Here is a 17,592-nt window from a genome sequence, read left to right on the forward strand (position 1 = left end):
CACCTCCATTCAGGGTTGATGAGGCAGCACAAGAACCCGCCAGGGGCGGGTCTTGCTGTGGTTTAAGCGTAGTTGAGTTATTTCGGATCTGTCGAAGAAACCGGCGCCCGGTCAGACAACCGGCGCGCCGGAAACGGTACACGATATTTCAGCCGGACTCCTTGACCCAGGCTGGCGCGACGCTTGCCCGCCAGCGCACGTCGGTAATGCCGTATTTTTCCGCAAGGGGCTTGGAAACCCGCTTGACCTTCTCCCTGCCGAATTTCGGTATGCGCCCGACCCCCGCGTCGCAACTGGCCCAGTGCCAAGCTTCGGAGTTATTCATCACTTCTGCGCGAATAATGAATGACTTGGGTTCGCCATGAAGCATGTAGTCGATGATGTAAAGCGATGGCCCGCCCATAAATCCTCCCTAATTAGTCCTATACGGATGGATACAAAGGCATTCGGAAAATTCCATCGAATTTCCAGACGGTCAAATTTATGCCACCGAGGCTCAAGCGCGGGGCAAGCGCAAACTTTGCGAGCAGCCATTGTTCACAGCAAGGAACCAAACCCGGTTACCCTTCTCCAAGGTGGGCTTCAACACCGTCGGCCAGGGATCTAAGGCGAGGCAACGCGGCATCAACTAAAGGCAAAACATGAAAAACATCGCCAGGGTGCTGTTCATCGCAGCCCTCGCCATCGGTTTGTCGGGCTGCATTGGCGCCCCCATCGAACTGACGCCGCAAACCGAGCAACGCTTGCGTGAACAACCCCCGATCCGTTTCCTGCTGACATTCGATGATGGACCCAGCGCATCGTCTTTCTGGAACCCTAGCCTGGCGGTGCTGGACGCCCTGGCGGACAACCCAGTACAGCCCGGCATCAAGGCAGTGTTTTTCCTGCAGACTCGCTCGCCACGCGCCGGTGGCAGCGATATTGGCCGCTCGATAATGCGTCGGCAGCAGGAGGAGGGCCATGTGTTGGCCTTTCATACGGCCACCTACTGGCACACCAATCACCGGTTCCTGGGCCCTGATGAGCTGGAGCAATCGCTCACCCACGGTGGCAATGATATTGCCGCCATGACCGGCGCGGCGCCGTCCCTGGTCAGGCCGCCGTTCTGGAGCTTCGACAGGCGCACTGCGGCAGCTTATCGAGCACACGGCCTGCACGTTCTGCTGACCGACTTGAGCGCAAATGATGGCAAGGTCTGGGGCATCACGATGAGCCCCCGGCGACGGATCAACCTGGTTCGACAACTCTCCGAAGTGCGCGAGCGCATCGCGGCCGGGCAACTGCCGGCGGTGGACGGGGTGATCCCGGTGGTGGTGACGTTTCACGACATCAATCGTTATACCGCCCGGCATGCTCGCGAATACCTGCAAATACTGCTCGACAGCGCCAACGCGAGCGGCATGAGGACCGCCGCCAGGCCATTCTATGATGACCGCCAGGCGTTGGAGCGAGCGGCGCTGGCTCGGACGGTCGATCACAGCACTGAGCCCGTACGTTTGCCGGGGCTGTGGGACTGGTTGTGGGATTCCGACGCCCACTGAGGTCGCTACCGACGTCCGGTCGATACCCATGGACAATCAGCGTGTATGGTAGGCCGTGCACCCTTGGTTGAAGTCGGAGGTGACTATGAGTACTGCGATGATGACGAAAATGCACATCAATGGTTATGACGTGCTCAGCGTAAACAGCGGTCCGTGGCGAGTCTGCACCCAGGCTGACCGGTTGGGTTCCTTCGCTTCCCGCGAAGAAGCGCTGGCCTACGCCGCCGCATTGCCCACCCGGAGAACCCGTAGCGGCCGGCCTGTAAACACTAAATAGGTGGATGCTCACCAATACTGTTCAGGCGACAAACCCGTGGCGAGGGAGCTTGCTCCCGCTTGAGTGCGAAGCGCTCACAAAAGGGGCCGCTACGCAGCCCAGCGGGAGCAAGCGCCCTCGCCACAGGGGACGCGTTTTTCTCCGACACAGTCAGGTACGCGCCAACGCCAACGGTATCTCCAAGGTAAATAGCGCACCTTGCCCCGGTCCATCGCTGTGGACGTGCAGGCGGCCATTCATTTCTACCGCCGCCAGGGCGCAGCTGTGCAGGCCAAACCCATGGCCGTCCTTGCGTGTCGTAAAACCGTGATTGAAGATGCGCGCCAGGTTCTCCGCGGAAATGCCTTCGCCCCGGTCCTTGACGCTCAGGCATAGCGTCGTTTCGTCGGCAATGCGGATTCCCAGGGTCATTTCCCGCGGATGCCCGTCGGTGTGTGACATCGCGAACTTGGCGTTGCTGATCAGGTTGATCAGGATCAGCAACAGCCTGTGCTTGTCGCCCATGATCATGGGAACGTCCTGATAATCCTTGATGACAGTGACGTGGTGCCGGCTGAGAGCGCCCGAATTCATTCGCAGCGCGTCTTCGAACAGGTCGCTGACCTTGAGCGGTTCGATCAGCCTGGCGGCGCCCGCATAGGTTTGTTGGGTCGTGACGATTTCCTTGATGTGATCGATGCTCTTGGTCAACTGCGCCAGTTCATCAATAAGCAGTTTCTGTTCGACGGCAATAGAGTCGACCAGTTCGTTGAAGTAACGCGGCAGCAACCGGCCTTTTTCATCGAGGGTAATGAACTGGCCAAGGTCTTCGGCATGTTCATTCATCATGGTTACCGCTTTCGTCAGCCCAAGCGTCTTGCTGTGCCTCAACTTGCGGGTTACCACCTCGGCTGAAATATTGACGCTGTTGAGCACATTGCCGACGTTGTGCAGCACATTCGTCGCTATTTCAGCCATGCCCGCCATGCGGGCCGCATCCACCAATTCGCGTTCGGCCTCCTTCAATTCGCGGGTGCGCTCCTGCACGCGCTCTTCCAGGCGTTCGTTGGACGATTGCAGCGCCTGGTTGATCTGGTTGATCACTGCGTAGCTGCGAACCAGCCGCACCGCCAGGTAGATCATCAACAGCGCCATCAGGCTGGCGCACACGGCTAGGTAAAGGTGGTATTGACGGTCAGTTGCGGCGGTCCTGCGTTGTGTCTCGTTCAACAGTTCACTGATGCTGTCCAGTTCCTGAGCAACCGGAATGACGCTGATGCGGTCAAGCAGGTCGTTGACGACCGGTTGTTCCTGGACGATGGTCTTGACGTGCTGGATCAGGGTTATGAAGGGAGCCTGGTCAGTCGCAGGCAATCGTTCGATGTAAGGCTCCAGCTCAGTTAACTTGCCTTGCACCTCCCTGGCTTTGTCCGTCGTGACATAAAGCGCGAACTCCAGAGTTGTCAGGGTCAACTCAAGCACATTGGACGCCACGCTCATGCGCTCCATCGTGCTTTCGATATTCATGTCCTTGAGCCGCGTTTGTATCTGGTCTTCAACTTGCGGCAGCGCATCCAGGGATGTACGTAGATAGGCGTTGTGCTGTTCGAATTGCTCCACCAGCAAAGACTTGTTCTTGATGGCTTCCACATAGCCATGGCGGCGGGACATCCAAAGTGTCGCCAAGGGGCCGGTGTTGTTGAGCTGTTCCAATTGCTGCCAGCGACTGTCGGCCTCCGGTGGCGGGGCCAGGGAGAGGTTGTTGTTGAGGCCGATCTTTTTCCTCAGGATCTTGCTATTCCAGTTCGCATCGGATTGTTTGAGTTGGCGAATGAAGTCGCGGGATTCGAAGTAGGTCGATGAGTCGTACGTGTATGACTTGATCAGAAAGAATATCAGCGCAGAAAACACAATAAGCGCGACGGCCAACAGGGCAGGCCATTTATATTTTTTTATAAGCGTGGTCACGCTGTTCTCCTATGCAGGATGCTGATCGAAGGCGTGGGGGATTCCCGAGGCGGGAGATGCTCAAGGCTTGAGCCGAAGGGGAGGCAGCGTGATCGTCGTGCAGTGGGTCGTGTCGGTCTGCTTTTGCCTGGATGCACGTTGAGCTCCCTGCTAACGATGAACGTCGGATTCATTGCCGAGTGTAGCGCTAACGAGCGGGATGATGTCTGTCGAGGGCGCTCCGGGATGGAGCAGGCGCGGCCAGGCAGGCCGCGCCGATGGCGTTACTTGATGTCGATGAAGGGCAGGGCGCTGTTCGGCAGCACGGTGGTTGGCAGCACGCCATTCCAGCGCTCGGCCTTGGTCAGCTCCACCAGATTCTGGTTGCTGGCCAGGGCCTGGGCCCGCGCCTTGATGGCCTCGGCTTCGGCTTTGCCGCGCAGCTCGGTCGCCAGCGCGTCTGCCTTGGCCTGGGCCACTTGCGAGTCAGCTTCCGCCTGGGCCTGGGTTACGCGGATCTGCGCCTGGACCTGCTCGGTGGCGAGCTGTTGTTCGCGGGTCTTGACTTGGACTTCCGCGGCCATGCGCGCTTCGATGGCCTTTTCGTAGGCGTCACTGAAATCGATGTTCTCGACCTGGACACTGTCGATGATGACCGGACCGGTAATGGTGGCCTTGATAGCCGTGGAAATATCGTTGACCAGTTGGACGCGGTTCTGCACGGCAGCCACGGCGTTGAACTTGCCAAAGACGTTCTCCACCTGGGTCGGCACCTGGCGGCTGATCATCCGGTCGCGGATGCCTTCCAGATCCTTGAACTGGGTGTAGACCTTCGCCACATCGGAAGGCGCGATATGCCAGGACACGGACACCTTGAGCTCGGCTGACTGTTGATCCTTGCTGTAGGCCTGCAGGTCTTCGTAGGCCGTGACCTGGCTCTGGACGCTGATCATGCGCACGGTTTCGATGAATGGCGTCTTGAAAGACAGGCCCGGTTCAACCACCCCCACCAGCGCCCCGTTGCGTAGCAGTACACCGCGCTCGGTCTCGTCGACCGTGTACCAGCTGCCGAACAATACACACAACAGGACGACGCCCATGATTGCAGCAACGATGGAGCCGATGGTTTTGCTGGTCACTTTTCTTTCCTTGAGTGGCGGGGTGGGGTTTGCCATAGCGTTGTCCAATGCTGAAGCTGCGATAGGTATTCTGAATGCCGGACACGAAAAAGCCCTGATAAATCAGGGCTTTAACGTTAAAAGATGGCGGAGGCGATGGGATTCGAACTCATGGACCTGTTACAGTCGACGGTTTTCAAGACCGTTGCCTTAAACCACTCGGCCACACCTCCGTATTGCGTTGCGGGCGCCATAATACCCGAATGAAACACACTGTCAAACTCTCTACGTAGCTTGTTACAGAGCGTCTGTTATGATCCTTGCCACTGAATGTTTCAAAACCGGAGGAGTGTCGCCATGCGCGAACAGGATTACGCAGTGAACAACAGCGTGCAGGCTGAGCAGCTAGAGGTTAGCCGCGTCCTGCGCAACACTTATGGCCTGCTGGCACTCACACTCGCTTTCAGCGGTGTGATGGCCTACGTCGCACAACAGATGCGGGTGGGTTACCCGAACATCTTCGTCGTGCTTATCGGTTTCTATGGCCTTTTCTTCCTTACCAACAAACTCCGTGATTCGGCGTGGGGCCTGGTGTCGGCTTTTGCCCTGACGGGCTTCATGGGCTTCCTGCTCGGCCCGATCCTCAATCGCTACCTGCAAATGCAGGGCGGCGCCGAAGTGGTCAGCTCGGCCTTTGCAATGACCGCCCTGGTATTTGGTGGCTTGTCGGCCTACGTGTTGATTTCCCGCAAGGACATGAGCTTCCTCGGCGGTTTCATCACCGCTGGTTTCTTCGTCCTGCTGGGCGCGGTGCTGGCCAGCTTCTTCTTCCAGATCAGCGGCCTGCAACTGGCAATCAGCGCCGGCTTCGTGCTGTTTTCCTCGGTCTGCATCCTGTATCAGACCAGCGCCATCATTCATGGCGGTGAGCGTAACTACATCATGGCGACTGTCAGCCTGTATGTATCGATCTACAACCTGTTTGTCAGCTTGCTGCAGCTGTTTGGCCTGATGGGGCGTGACGACTGATTGCATTTTTGATGAGTGAAAGGTCCGCTTCGGCGTGATGCTGTTCACATTAAAAAAGCGGCGTTTTTCAGAGATGAAAAGCGCCGTTTTTTTTGGGTGTTTTTTGGATGGCGTGGAGGGGTGTGTATATCCGTTTCTTCGGTCACGGCTACTTAGGGTTCCGCCCTACGGCGGCTCACTTTTTTTCAAACGCCAAAAAAAGTAAGCAAAAAAATACTTGCCCCACCACTCGGTGCCTCGCCTAGGCTCGGTATTCCCTCACTCTGGCATTGCTCCGTGGGCCCGCCGCGAAGGGCGATCCATGGCCCGGCGCGGCTATCCCGGCATCCTTGCCGGGATGCCCACTCCAAAATGCCTGCGTTCGGCGAGCGTGGTTAACGGGGCCTCCAGATCAAAAGCAAAAGCGAGGCGGCCTGATAGCCGACCTGGCTCTTTCGGTCGTACACCATCCGAGCTGTGGGAGCAAAGCTAGCTCGCAATGAGGCCGGCACATCCAACATCATTTCAAACTGACACACCGCCTTCGCGAGCAAGCCCGCTCCCACAGGGAGTAGCCGTTACCGAAAAACGGATATACACATCACACCCCGGAACGAAGTGGCCTACCCCGCGATTCAGAATCATGGCCAATCGCCAACAAAAAGCCCAAAACTGATGGCACCTTTGCATAAATGATCTACACCTATGACAAGGGATTGCACTGCCAAGGTCGGCATGCGGCTGGTCGTTCGATCACCGCGCGAAGTCTTCGCCACACTCCCTCGACAACGCTCGCATTCGGCTAACAGAGCCAGGTTTGAGCGTGCCCACTTACTGGGTGCAAAGGAGGTGTATCACTTCACTGAACGCCACCGTGGACCGTGAACAAGCTTGGGCATTGTGCCGAAGCCTGATAACAGAAGGAGACCCTGCGCATCGCTCAGCAATTCGATGGGACGGCAGGCGTCTCTCTATAAGGAGATATCGATGAAGCAGCCTCAAGGAAAGATTATTGCGTGGCTGGCCCTGACGGGGGCATTGTCCACCGCTAGCGTCCATGCCGGAGTCTTCCCCGATTTCGGTTACGCCCCGCCCAAGAGTGAATACTCCGGAGCGCCGTTCCAGCTCAGCCAGGATTATCCGACGGTGGCCCCGGGCGCATCCTCGATACCGGGATTCTTCCAACATTTACCCAAGTCATTCTCCAATGACTTTGAAACCTGGCGCCCGTACATGGAGGAAGTGAAAAAGTATTGCTTGGAAGGCAATACTGAAATCGGCTGGAAAGTACAAAAGAACAAGATTCGCCAGTGGTATCACATGCCTTGGCAACATTACGGCCCCAACGGTCGTGAAGGCATCAGCGGGCTGACCAAGGAGGCACCGATTCAGCCCGGGCAACTGGCAAGTGCGCAGACCGGCAGCGGGCAGACCTACGCGGTGGGTATCTATAACGACATAGGGGCCTACACCATCGGCCAGGTCTGGAAAGACCCGGATAATCCAGACCCAAGCCAAACCTCGAAACCCAAGAGCTTTGCCAACGGTACGGTGGTCTGCAAGGCGCTGTTTGCCGATATAGACGTCAAGACGGTGCCGTTCCTCGCGAACCCATTGCTCTGGAACGCCTACACCACCGAAACCTTCGACTCGACAAACCGGTCCGTCACCAAAGTAGCACTGATTCAGATGGACATTGCCGTGCGCGACACCCGCGTGAGCGACACCGGTTGGTTGTTCGGCACGTTCCAATACAATGGCGCCATGACCGGCAAGGCGAACTGGAACAACCTGGTGCCGGTGGGGATCATGTGGGGCAATGATCCCCAGGAAATCGGCAATGACTATACCAACCCCAAGCCGGTGGTCACCAAGATCAACCCGGCCCTGAAACAGACCGCAATCAACGCCAACACCCAAGAGCTGCCACCGACTCACCTGGGTTGGAACGGACGACTCAATGGGCCGGTGGACAACCCCCAGGCGTCCTGCCTGAGTTGCCACATGACCGCCGAGTATCAGCAATTGGCGATCATGAACCCGACGTTCCAGGCCAACCCGCCAGCTGTGGGAAGTGATCTCTGGATGAAATGGTTCCAGAACATTCCGGCTGGTCAACCGTTCAGCCCGGGCACCCAAAGCACGGACTACAGCCTGCAACTGTCTGGAGCCCTGGCCAACTTCTACGACTGGAAGTGCAACCACAGCGGCGTCTATGCAGATGGCGTCAATGCCTGCGCCAAGCTCCAGACGCTCAAGTTGATCAAGGCGAGCAACGCGCCTGAGGAACAAGTGCACAAAGTGCAACGCAGTCCCGAGTTGGAGGAGCTCGAGTAACACCCTTTTCCGGCCTCGGACGATCCGAGGCCGGTTTCCACTCACGCCATCGGCGGCAACCGCCGCTTGACCGGCGTTTTCTTGACAATGGCGGTATTGGTCTCGGCATGGACATTGAGCTTGTCCAGCAAGGTATCGAGCTGTTCCATCGAGCGCACGTGTAGGCGCGCGATGAAGCAGTCGTCGCCGGTGACCTTGTCGCATTCGGTGAATTCAGCGATGGCCTGGATCTGCCGCTCCACTTCCTGCAACTGTCCCGGCAGCGGGCGGATACGCACGATGGCCTGGAGTTGATAGCCGAAGCACTTGGGGTCCACCTCGACGGTGTAGCCCCTGAGCACACCACGTTCCTCGAGCCGGCGAAGGCGCTCGGCGACACTGGGGGAGGACAAGCCGCTGAGGTTGGCCAAGGCCTTGAGGGAGCGTCGGGAATCTTCCATCAGGGCGCTGATGAGGATCTGGTCAATGTCATCAGTCATTTTCAGCTCCGTTAGGCAAATCTGGGAAGTTGCCTTGATAAAAAAGGTCGAAACGCAGTTTAGCCTTTTTCCGGCCATGGAGAAGGCCCCGGTTTGCTCGGCATACTGTGCCCACTTGCTGAAGGAGACTGAAGATGGACAAGACCTTACGCCGCGGTTCGCTGGAAATGACCGCCGCCATGCTGATTTCCGGAACCATCGGTTGGTTCGTACTGGTATCCGGCTTGCCGGTACTGGATGTGGTGTTCTGGCGCTGCGTATTTGGCGCCGTGACCTTGTTGTTGATCTGCGCCGGTTTTGGCTTTTTGCGCCCCGGCATCCTCACCCGTACCACCTTCCTGCTGGCGGTGCTCAGCGGTGTGGCGATCGTCGGTAATTGGGTGTTGTTGTTTGCCTCTTATTCTCGCGCTTCGATTGCCATCGGCACGGCGGTGTACAACGTCCAGCCGTTCATGTTGGTAGGGCTGGCGGCGTTGTTCCTGGGGGAGAAAATCACCGCGCAAAAACTGTTCTGGCTGGCGGTGTCGTTCCTCGGGATGCTGGCCATTGTCAGTGCCCATGGTGAACAAGGGCAGGGCGGCGGTGACTATCTGCTGGGCATTGCGTTGGCGCTGGGGGCTGCGTTGCTGTATGCCATCGCGGCCTTGATCATCAAGCGCCTGACCGGCACGCCACCCCATCTGATCGCGCTGATCCAGGTCAGCACCGGCGTGTTGCTGTTGGCACCCTGGGCGAACTTCTCGGCGTTGCCGCAACACGCCCAGGCCTGGGCCAGCCTGTTGGCCCTGGGCGTGGTGCACACCGGGGTGATGTACGTGTTGTTGTACAGCGCCATCCAACGGTTGCCGACCGCACTGACCGGGGCGCTGTCGTTCATCTATCCGATCGCGGCGATCTTCGTCGACTGGTTCGCCTTCGGCCATCGCCTCGAACCGCTGCAATGGCTGGGCGTGGCGGCGATCCTGCTGGCGGCTGCCGGCATGCAACAGGGCTGGGGGATCAAGTGGCGTCGTCCAGCCCTGTCGTAGCCCGTCGTTTGGGCGTGATCAGAAGATGTAGTCCGTGGTCAGGAAGTTGGAGTCCCGCTCACGGATGATGTCGCTGATCAACGCCTTGTTGTTTTCCTGGAACTTGGTCGCCACCAGCGTGCGGATGGAAAAGGTGCGCAACGCATCGTGGACGGACAAGGTGCCCTCCGCCGAGTTTTTCCGGCCATTGAACGGGAACGTGTCCGGGCCACGCTGGCACTGGGCATTGATGTTGATGCGCCCGACCTGGTTGGCGAAGGTGTCCACCAGCTTGCCGACTTGCGCCGGGTCAGTGCCGAAGATACTGAGCTGCTGGCCAAAATCGGACTCCAGCACGTAATCGACCACGGTATTGAGGTCGCGGTACGGCACGATAGGCACGACCGGGCCGAATTGTTCTTCGTGGTAGACCCGCATCGCCGTGTTCACCGGGTACAGCACCGCCGGGTAGAAGAACGAGTTTCGCGATTCGCCGCCGTGGGCATTTTTCACTTCGGCACCTTTGGCAACCGCATCGGCAACCAGCGCATGCAGGTAATCGACCTTGCCCGCTTCGGGCAACGGCGTCAGCGCCACGCCGTCCTCCCAGGGCATACCCGGTTTGAGGCCGGCGAGCTTGGCGTTGAATTTTTCGATGAATGCCGGTGCCACGTCTTCATGGACAAACAGGATCTTCAGTGCTGTGCAGCGCTGGCCGTTGAAAGACAGCGAGCCGGTCAACGCCTCGCTGACCGCGTTGTCCAGGTCCACGTCCGGCAGCACCAGCCCCGGGTTCTTCGCATCCAGCCCCAGGGCGGCACGCAGGCGGTGCGGACGCGGGTGGAGTTTCTTCAGGTCACTGGCCGCCTTGTTGGTGCCGATGAAGGCGAAGATGTCGATCTTGCCGCTCGCCATCAGCGCGCTGACGGTTTCCCGGCCGCTGCCGTAGATCACGTTGATCACGCCCGCCGGGAAGCTATCGCGGAAGGCTTCCAGCAGCGGTCGCACCAGCAGGACGCCGAGCTTGGCCGGCTTGAACACGACGGTGTTGCCCATGATCAAGGCCGGAATCAGTGTGGTGAAGGTTTCGTTCAGCGGATAGTTGTAGGGCCCCATGCACAAGGCCACACCCAGGGGAACACGGCGGATCTGCCCGAGGGTGTCTTGTTCAAGCTCGAAACGGCTGGAGCGGCGGTCCAGTTCCTTGAGGGCGTTGATGGTGTCGACGATGTAGTCACAGGTACGGTCGAATTCCTTCTGGGAATCCTTGAGGTTCTTGCCGATCTCCCACATCAGCAACTTGACCACGGCCTCGCGCTGCTCGCGCATGCGCGCCAGGAAGGTTTCCACGTGGCGGATACGCTCGGCGACGCGCATCGTCGGCCACTGGCCCTGGCCGCGGTCGTAAGCCCGGACGGCGGCGTCCAGGGCGGTAAGGGCGGTCTCGGCATCCAGCAGTGGCGTGCTGCCGAGAATCACTTGTTCATCGCCAAGTTCACCGGTCAGGTAGACGGGGCTGCGGACGAGGGCCAGCGGCCCTTGCCAGCTTTCCAAGACGCCGTCGACCAGGTATTCACGCTGCTCGATCCGGCCTTCGAGACGGTAGGGGGCGGGGATGTCGGCAGCGGCGGGGAACAGGTTGGCGAGGAAGGGGGCTGTGGTCATGTCGTTACTCCATCAATGAAATGAGCCAGGGTCGGACGGCTTGCAGGGACAAATGCTTTTAGCGTTATACGCCTTAATGGAGGTGTTTTTTAAGTGGCGGCAGATTGCTCGCGCCGGGCTACGTTGAGCTGTCGAGCGAAGCGAGGCTGCGATCTTTTCCCAGGCGCTTGAATCTCAAGCGAAGATCAAAAGATCGCAGCCTCGCTTCGCTCGACAGCTCCTACAGGTCAATCGGCGATTGGATATCGATAACTCACCAACGCATCCGCACCCCCATGCTGGTAATGACGCCGTTGAGGTCGTTGTCGTCGACGTCACTGCTGTAATCGGCGCTGACATACAGGCTGACCGCCGGCGTGACCCGAGCTACCAGCCCAAGGCCGACTTCGACGGTGGAGGATTTTCGGCTGCTGCTGATCTTGTCGACCTTATCCAGGGATACGGTACCGGCGCTCTGGACGGTGTGCCACAGGTTCGTTCGAACGTAAGGTTCCACGCCGAGACCATTGACCTGATAGGTCCCTTTCAGCCGTGCGCCAACACGGCCGCTCCAACTGCTCAGTTCATCGCCGGAGCCGCTTTCGGCGTTCGGCGTGTCCAGGGTGACGCGCTGGTTGATCAGTTGCGCCTGGGGTTCGACCACCCAGTGGGTGCTGATCCCGATAGGAAAGCCACCTTCGACTGACAACGTCATTGCGTGGCCTTCGGCGGCCTGGCGCTGGCCTTGTTCGGTGCGACTGTAGCCGTTGACCCGGCCGCCGCTGGCACTCAGATCGACGTGCCAGCCCGCCGGGCCGGTCAGGCTCCAATAGGCGCCGAGGCTCGAGCCTTTCAGGTTGAGGGCATCTTTTCCCGGGTCGGCCAGGGCTGGCATCACCAGCAGGCCGCCGCCGGTTGAAATGACTTGGTGTTGCCCACTGATCAGCCCCATGCGCTGGGTATGGCCGCTGTCGTTTCGTAAGGTGAACAGGGCGGGGCTCTTGCCGGTAGTCGGCTCGCTTGCAAAGTGTGCAGTATCGAGCTGGGTAGACGGTGCTCGGCCATACCAAGGCTGCGTCGTCTCCTCGGCAGGCCAGGCCTGTACCTCCATGGATGAAAGCAGCAGCAACGACGTCGAGACGGTATGAAGGGTTGTGGAGAGTTCTTGCGCACAGTGGGACGTTTTCATGGGGGCCTGCCTTGCAATCGCATGCGTTTCTCGCTTTTTTGGCGTCTCTCCTACCCCGAATGAGGGGCGACCGAATGGATTGGGGCAAACCTCTGGCGGCCCGTCTCGGCGGGTTCCAGAGGCCTGCCCCTGACTGTGTTTCCGGGGGTAGTACGGTGTAGTCAAGAAGACTGATGGTGGTGCGTCAAGAAAATGAACGACGAATGGCAAGATGAAATCAGCGCAAATAACACGCTGATTTCAATTGATTATTGAGGAGGATATTTCGGCGTCAAAGGCCCGTCGCGGACGCCTGCCTACCAACTGATTCGTACACCGATATTACCTCTGACGCTGTGTTGCTGGTTGCTGTCGAGGTTTTGGTTGTAGTCGGCAGCGGCGTATACGGCGACGGCTGGCGCCAGGCTCACGATGACGCCCACGCCCAGGTCCCCGCTGGACGACTGTTGTTGGGTTTCGACCCGCTCGGTATCGTCGAAGGTCACCGAATCGGTGCCGGAAAAAGTGTGCCAGAGGTTGGCGCGCAAGTACGGTTCCACGGGCATGCCGCTCACTTGGTAGCGCCCCTTGAGGCGAGCGCCGAGACGGCCGGTCCAGGCGCCGTCGGAATCGAATTCGACTTTGGAAACCCCATCGTCTTGGGTGTCCAGGGATACCTTTTGGTGGATGATCTGTGCCTGGGGTTCGAACACCCAGTCGGAGCTCACCGCGAACGGATAGCCGGCCTCCGCTGAAACGGTCAGGGCATGCCCGCGGTTGTCGATTTTCAAGCCGCGTTCGGAGCGGTTGTCGCCGTTCAATCGTGTGCCCATCACCACGGTGTCGACGTAGCCGCCGCTGGGATCGGTGAGGGTCCAGTAGAGCCCGTAGCTGTCGCCGTCGAGTTCGATCTTGCCAGCGTGCCGGCCTTCGAAACCGAGGTTGAAGCCCTTGATGTCACCATTCAATTCCGTATGCCCGACGAAAAAGCCGATGCGCTGGGTTTGGCCGCCGGACAGTTGCGAGCTGTACAGATCGTTGCCCACTTGGAACCCTTTGATCGACCCATCGAACTGCGGCGCCACCGTGCCGGCCCAGGTTTTATTCAGGTCTGTGCCGTAGACCCGGCCCCAGCCCGCGCCGAACGCGCCGGTTTCCGTGAGCAGTCGCTGATCACCTTGACGGTCATGGAAGGTGCCGAGGGCCATCAGTGTTAGCTGCGCGGCAGCCGGCGGCAACACCGACCAGGTTGGCACTTCCGGGCGATACAACGGGATGGGCGCGGCGCCGGGCACCGCGGTTGGCAAGGGCGGCAGCGTCGGCACCGGTGGCGCGCCCGGCGCGGGAGGCACCGTCGGGATAGGCGCCGCTACCGGTCCGGCGACCACGGTGGAGCGCAGGTACCAGTTGTTTTCATTGCCAGTCACGCCGCCCTTGAACAGACGGTAATCGAACGCGCCGGCCGAGACGGACTGCGCCAGCGAAAAAGCATTGACGTCACTGACCGCGCCGCCCTGGGCCTGGACCACTTCGATGCCGTCCTGGGTCGTTAAACCGCCTGTGCCGTCCAGGTTCGTGACCGTGATGGCGGTACTGCCGGAGAGTCTGCCGCCATTGACCACCAGTTTGTCACTGGGCGAGTCGTCGGCTCCCAGTACCGTTTGCAGGCGCAACTGACCACTGTTGCCGACGTAGTTGCCTTGAACGGTGAGGGTATCGTTGGTGCGGGTGTTGCCCTGGGTGAGGTCCACCGTGCCGGCGTTGTTGAGCGTCGCCAGTTGGCCGGCTGTAAACGGGGCGATGACGCCTTGGGTCGCCGTGAGCGTGCTACCGCTTTCGATGTTGAGCGTCCCGGTGGCAGTGGCGCTGTCCCCCAGGGCCAAGGTGTCGTTGAGGTCCAGTTGTGAGCCTTGGGTGAGGTTGACCGTTTCCCAGTTGAGGTATCGGGCGCCGGTGCTGGAGGTGCTGCCACTGAAGGTCAGAACGTCCTGACCCAGTCCGCCGTCCAGGCTGGGGGTGGTGGAGAGCAGGGTCTCATCGAGGTTGCTCAGCGATGCCGTGTCGTTGCCTTCCTCCATCAAAATGGCAGAGCGAATGACGCCGCCACTCCATTGCAGTTGATCGTTGCCAAAACTGGTTCGGACTTCGCCGACAATTTCGCCGCCGCTCACGGTGACGCGGTCGTCGCCGCCGCTGACACTTACGTTGCCACCAATGCGCCCTGCGGAAAGAATAATGGTGTCTTGGCCAAAGCCGGTTACCAGGTTGCCTAGAATCTCGCCGCCGGACATATCGAAGAGGTTGTCATCGAGTTTCATGTTGACCCGGCCGATTGTGCCCCCCGTCATTTTGGCTTCGTCGCCATCTTCGAATGCACCGATGATCCTCCCGCCGGTCATCAGGAACGTATCGAGGCCGTCGCCCTGGGCCAGCGACCGGATGCTGCCACCGGTCATGACGAAGTCATCAATGCCCGAGCCCTGCTCGACGTCCCCGTCAATCACCCCGTTGGCGTTGATCACGAGGCTGTCGACGCCGGCGCCGAACGTGACGTCGCCGGTAATGACGCCGCTGCCATTGGCAGGCATGGTCAGGCTGTTGTTACCCGAAAGGTCTGTCAACCCAGGACTGGTGCCGCTGTCGCAGACATAGGCATCATCACCTGCGGTTGGCGTCAGCGTACAGGCCGCCATGGCAGCGGGTGCGGAAAACAGGAAGGGAGCCGATATCCACAACGCGTTGAACAGCCGATTGAATCCTTTATCGTGCCGAATCATGTGCTATCCCTCTGCATCGGCATCCCCGTGGACACCGGTTCCAGCATCGGTTGCGCAACAGATGGCACACAGGGCCTGGCAACGCTCGCTGTATGGGATGGCACCCTAGCAACGAATAAAACGCGTCGCTACTGTCAGAACTTACAGGTCGACGCGCAGAAAGCCCGAGGGAAGGCCCGTCCTACAAGTGCACTTCCACCGAAAGGGGCAGGTGGTCGCTCAGGTGGGTCCAGGGTTTATTGCCGAGTATTTGCGGGGAATGGCTGGTGGCGTTGCGCAGGTAAACGCGGTCCAGGCGCAACAGCGGGAAGCGAGCCGGGTAGGTCCTGGCGGGACGGCCAAGGTGGTGCTCGAAGGCTTCGTGCAGGTAACCACGGCGGGCGAGGGCGAGGTTGCCGCGCAGTTGCCAGTCGTTGAAGTCACCGGCGATGATCACTGGCGCATCCTCGGGCAGTGAATCGAGCAATTGGCAGAGCAGTTTGAGCTGTAACTGGCGATGGCTTTCCAACAGGCTCAAATGCACACAGATGCCGTGGACCGCGGCGTGGCCCGGTACATCCAGCACGCAATGCAATAACCCGCGGCGCTCCGGTCCGGTGATGGATACGTCGAGATTGCGGAACTGGCGGATCGGGTATTTGGAGAGCAGGGCATTGCCATGGTGGCCATCGGGGTAGACCGCATTGCGGCCGTAGGCGAAGTCGCTCCACATGCTGTCGGCGAGGAATTCGTACTGGGACGTCTGGGGCCAGTTCTCGTAGCGTGACGCGTGGCGGTCATGTTCACCCAGTACCTCTTGCAGGAACACCAGGTCGGCGCCGGTACTGCGTACCGCTTCGCGCAATTCGGGCAGGATGAAGCGTCGGTTGAGGGCGGTGAAACCCTTGTGGGTGTTGACCGTCAGGACCCGCAGCCGATGAACCGCCGCAGGTGCGTCCAATGGCATGGGTTCGACGGCTCGCCAATCGGGATCTTGAGTCACGTTCGCTCCTGAATCAGACGTACTTGTTCATGCGACTGATCCAAGGCATCGGCAGTTCCGGATTTTTCATCTCCTTGCTGAGCGCCATCGCGAGCAAGCTCGCTCCCACCGTTTTTTCTGCTTTCACTCCTGATCATTCCAACCAACACACCGCTCTTGTGGCGAGGGAGCTTGCTCCCGCTGGCCTGCGAAGCAGGCCCCAGCACTCCTTCAGGCAGACCGTATCGTCCGGTTTTGCGGCTGCTGCGCAGCCGAGCGGGAGCAAGCTCCCTCGCCACAAAAGCGTTCAAGCCATCACGCCCAGCGGTAAACCCTGTGGAAGCGAGCTTGCTCGCGATGGCGGTATATCTGCTTTCACAGGTGTGTGTTCAGACAAAGACAATTTCATAGGGCAAACCCATCCGGTCAAGGATGACCCTGGGCAACAGTGGGGCGATGCCGCTCGCCGGTTCGCCGCTGAGTTGGCTGACGTAGGCGTGCATGGCGTGACGCTTGCGGGCGGTGGTCCAGACGTCGAGGCGCAGCTTGCGGGCCCGGTGCCAGGGAATTTTATTCTGCTCGCGGACCGGCCAGTGCCAGGCCCACACCGGCAGTTCGTTGAACGCCACTCCGATCCTGTCGGCGGCCAAGGCCCCGGCGCGTCCCACGGTGTCGTGGTCGCTGTCGCCGTCCTGGCGCCAGGTGCTGAACACCACGTCGCCGGGGCGCAGGTGACGCGCAATGAAGGTGGCCAGATCAGCTTCGTGTTCCATCAGGTCTTTTTCCGGAAAACCGCCGCGCACCCATTGCAGGCCATGGGTGGCGATGCCCAGGCGGTGCAGGGCGTCGACGCTTTCCTGGGGATGAGGGCGGTGCGTACGCAGGCGCTCGTCGGTCCACAACGGTGAGCCGGGATGGGCCAGGGCGCCATCGGTGATCGAGATCAGCAACATGGACTGTTCGAGGTTGCTCAGCAGTTGCAGCAAGCCGCCACAGGCCCCGACCTCATCGCCCGGGTGCGGGGCGAGGATGACGGCACGGGCGCCGGCGGGAATGAGCGTCTGGGTGCTGATGATTGGAATATCGGCCAGTTGCGCAGCACTGTTCCAGATTTGCGGGTGCTGCCGGCCAGGCAAGCGAGACGCGGGCTTCATAAGCGACATCCTTGTTTGTGTTCAATCTTTCAGTCATGCACCGGGCCTACTGTCCGATGGCACCGATGTGGGCATGACCGCGATTCACAGCGCTCCGAATCCTGGAGACTACCGCAGGGGAAGTATTGACCATGTCAGCCGATTCGTCTCGTGACATGTGCGTCTGAGCTGCATTTTTTTCTTCAAACTGGACGG

General features: G+C 59.7%; 14 protein-coding genes and 1 tRNA gene. 5 read left to right on the forward strand and 10 right to left on the reverse strand.

What is annotated here, in order from left to right:
* Positions 1 to 148: 148 nt before the first annotated feature.
* On the reverse strand, positions 149 to 403 hold the full coding sequence (locus J3361_RS19190; RefSeq protein ID WP_047226592.1) for a DUF6555 family protein: 255 nt from the start codon (positions 401 to 403) through the stop codon (positions 149 to 151).
* Positions 404 to 641: 238 nt separating this feature from the next.
* On the opposite strand from J3361_RS19190, the gene J3361_RS19195 reads away from it, so the two are divergent.
* Entirely contained in the window at positions 642 to 1,541 is a 900-nt protein-coding gene (locus J3361_RS19195) for a polysaccharide deacetylase family protein (protein ID WP_207965899.1), read from the forward strand.
* A gap of 85 nt (positions 1,542 to 1,626) precedes the next feature.
* Positions 1,627 to 1,818 (forward strand): DUF2188 domain-containing protein, encoded by a 192-nt coding sequence (locus J3361_RS19200; protein WP_207965900.1) that lies wholly within the window; start codon positions 1,627 to 1,629, stop codon positions 1,816 to 1,818.
* A 150-nt stretch (positions 1,819 to 1,968) separates the two neighbouring features.
* On the opposite strand, the gene J3361_RS19205 is transcribed toward J3361_RS19200, so the two are convergent.
* The 3 genes from J3361_RS19205 to J3361_RS19215 form a co-directional block, all read right to left on the reverse strand.
* Positions 1,969 to 3,765, reverse strand: a complete 1,797-nt coding sequence (locus J3361_RS19205; RefSeq protein WP_207965901.1) for a DAHL domain-containing protein — start codon at positions 3,763 to 3,765, stop codon at positions 1,969 to 1,971.
* A 263-nt stretch (positions 3,766 to 4,028) separates the two neighbouring features.
* The gene (locus tag J3361_RS19210) at positions 4,029 to 4,883 is read right to left on the reverse strand and encodes a prohibitin family protein (protein WP_207965902.1); all 855 of its coding nucleotides are present in this window, start codon (positions 4,881 to 4,883) and stop codon (positions 4,029 to 4,031) included.
* A 124-nt stretch (positions 4,884 to 5,007) separates the two neighbouring features.
* Positions 5,008 to 5,095 (reverse strand) — tRNA-Ser (locus J3361_RS19215).
* A 124-nt stretch (positions 5,096 to 5,219) separates the two neighbouring features.
* Here J3361_RS19215 and J3361_RS19220 point away from each other — a divergent pair.
* Together J3361_RS19220 and J3361_RS19225 are read left to right on the forward strand one after the other, a co-directional pair.
* Positions 5,220 to 5,891, forward strand: a complete 672-nt coding sequence (locus J3361_RS19220; protein WP_014338124.1) for a Bax inhibitor-1/YccA family protein — start codon at positions 5,220 to 5,222, stop codon at positions 5,889 to 5,891.
* A gap of 966 nt (positions 5,892 to 6,857) precedes the next feature.
* Positions 6,858 to 8,207, forward strand: a complete 1,350-nt coding sequence (locus tag J3361_RS19225) for a hypothetical protein (protein WP_207965903.1) — start codon at positions 6,858 to 6,860, stop codon at positions 8,205 to 8,207.
* 41 nt (positions 8,208 to 8,248) lie between these two features.
* Here J3361_RS19225 and J3361_RS19230 read toward each other — a convergent pair whose 3' ends face one another.
* Complete coding sequence (locus tag J3361_RS19230; protein WP_003202176.1) at positions 8,249 to 8,686, reverse strand: Lrp/AsnC family transcriptional regulator; 438 nt, start codon at positions 8,684 to 8,686, stop codon at positions 8,249 to 8,251.
* Between the two features lie 134 nt (positions 8,687 to 8,820).
* Between J3361_RS19230 and J3361_RS19235 the strand changes: the two genes are divergently transcribed.
* Positions 8,821 to 9,714 (forward strand): DMT family transporter, encoded by an 894-nt coding sequence (locus tag J3361_RS19235; RefSeq protein WP_207965904.1) that lies wholly within the window; start codon positions 8,821 to 8,823, stop codon positions 9,712 to 9,714.
* A gap of 18 nt (positions 9,715 to 9,732) precedes the next feature.
* Here J3361_RS19235 and J3361_RS19240 read toward each other — a convergent pair whose 3' ends face one another.
* From J3361_RS19240 to J3361_RS19260, 5 genes are all read right to left on the reverse strand, one after another.
* Positions 9,733 to 11,358, reverse strand: coding sequence for an NADP-dependent glyceraldehyde-3-phosphate dehydrogenase (locus J3361_RS19240; protein ID WP_207965905.1), 1,626 nt, complete (start codon positions 11,356 to 11,358; stop codon positions 9,733 to 9,735).
* Positions 11,359 to 11,611: 253 nt separating this feature from the next.
* Positions 11,612 to 12,526 carry an autotransporter outer membrane beta-barrel domain-containing protein gene (locus J3361_RS19245; RefSeq protein WP_207965906.1) on the reverse strand — a complete coding sequence of 305 codons (915 nt, stop codon included), beginning with the start codon at positions 12,524 to 12,526 and terminating at the stop codon, positions 11,612 to 11,614.
* Positions 12,527 to 12,822: 296 nt separating this feature from the next.
* Positions 12,823 to 15,282, reverse strand: coding sequence for an autotransporter outer membrane beta-barrel domain-containing protein (locus tag J3361_RS19250; protein ID WP_207965907.1), 2,460 nt, complete (start codon positions 15,280 to 15,282; stop codon positions 12,823 to 12,825).
* A gap of 181 nt (positions 15,283 to 15,463) precedes the next feature.
* Positions 15,464 to 16,264 carry an endonuclease/exonuclease/phosphatase family protein gene (locus tag J3361_RS19255; protein ID WP_207965908.1) on the reverse strand — a complete coding sequence of 267 codons (801 nt, stop codon included), beginning with the start codon at positions 16,262 to 16,264 and terminating at the stop codon, positions 15,464 to 15,466.
* A gap of 368 nt (positions 16,265 to 16,632) precedes the next feature.
* On the reverse strand, positions 16,633 to 17,397 hold the full coding sequence (locus J3361_RS19260; protein WP_207965909.1) for a PIG-L family deacetylase: 765 nt from the start codon (positions 17,395 to 17,397) through the stop codon (positions 16,633 to 16,635).
* Positions 17,398 to 17,592 lie beyond the last annotated feature (195 nt).

Source organism: Pseudomonas sp. OA65, assembly GCF_017498305.1.
In the GTDB taxonomy this organism is placed as follows: Bacteria; Pseudomonadota; Gammaproteobacteria; order Pseudomonadales; family Pseudomonadaceae; genus Aquipseudomonas; species Aquipseudomonas zanjanensis.

Bases quoted from the DNA above. Each gene is read 5' to 3' on its own strand.
- J3361_RS19235 (WP_207965904.1), top strand. From the start codon at position 8,821: ATGGACAAGACCTTACGCCGCGGTTCGCTGGAAATGACCGCCGCCATG.
- J3361_RS19195 (WP_207965899.1), top strand. From the start codon at position 642: ATGAAAAACATCGCCAGGGTGCTGTTCATCGCAGCCCTCGCCATCGGT.
- J3361_RS19230 (WP_003202176.1), bottom strand. From the start codon at position 8,686: ATGACTGATGACATTGACCAGATCCTCATCAGCGCCCTGATGGAAGAT.
- J3361_RS19245 (WP_207965906.1), bottom strand. From the start codon at position 12,526: ATGAAAACGTCCCACTGTGCGCAAGAACTCTCCACAACCCTTCATACC.
- J3361_RS19250 (WP_207965907.1), bottom strand. From the start codon at position 15,282: ATGATTCGGCACGATAAAGGATTCAATCGGCTGTTCAACGCGTTGTGG.
- J3361_RS19200 (WP_207965900.1), top strand. From the start codon at position 1,627: ATGAGTACTGCGATGATGACGAAAATGCACATCAATGGTTATGACGTG.
- J3361_RS19190 (WP_047226592.1), bottom strand. From the start codon at position 403: ATGGGCGGGCCATCGCTTTACATCATCGACTACATGCTTCATGGCGAA.
- J3361_RS19220 (WP_014338124.1), top strand. From the start codon at position 5,220: ATGCGCGAACAGGATTACGCAGTGAACAACAGCGTGCAGGCTGAGCAG.
- J3361_RS19260 (WP_207965909.1), bottom strand. From the start codon at position 17,397: ATGAAGCCCGCGTCTCGCTTGCCTGGCCGGCAGCACCCGCAAATCTGG.
- J3361_RS19240 (WP_207965905.1), bottom strand. From the start codon at position 11,358: ATGACCACAGCCCCCTTCCTCGCCAACCTGTTCCCCGCCGCTGCCGAC.
- J3361_RS19225 (WP_207965903.1), top strand. From the start codon at position 6,858: ATGAAGCAGCCTCAAGGAAAGATTATTGCGTGGCTGGCCCTGACGGGG.